Source organism: Pseudomonas sp. PS01300, from assembly GCF_029960155.1.
Classification (GTDB): domain Bacteria; phylum Pseudomonadota; class Gammaproteobacteria; order Pseudomonadales; family Pseudomonadaceae; genus Aquipseudomonas; species Aquipseudomonas palmensis.
In genome coordinates this window covers 1-255 of sequence record NZ_JASCPN010000177.1, presented here as the reverse complement: position 1 = coordinate 255, position 255 = coordinate 1, and the positions used below count along the sequence as shown (strand labels likewise).

General features: G+C 56.9%; 1 protein-coding gene. It reads left to right on the top strand.

Annotated features, from left to right (window positions below; all coding sequences use genetic code 11):
* Positions 1-255 (top strand): IS3 family transposase (locus QMX96_RS26865; protein ID WP_282362744.1); only part of this gene is annotated, 255 nt, incomplete at both ends.

Here is a 255-nt window from a genome sequence, read left to right as displayed (position 1 = left end):
TCAAGCATTCCTGGCTGGAGAGCGGCGGCGTTTATGGCTATCGCAAAATCCACGACGATCTGCGCGAGGTCGGTGAGGATTGTGGTCGTCATCGTGTGGCGAGGCTGATGCGTCTTGAAGGGCTGCGTTCTCAGACAGGTTATCGACGCCGCCCTGGAAAGTACGGCGGTAAGCCAGCGGTCGTCTCACCCAATTTGCTGAAGCGCCAGTTCGATGTTGTGGAACCCAACAAGGTTTGGGTAACCGACATCACGT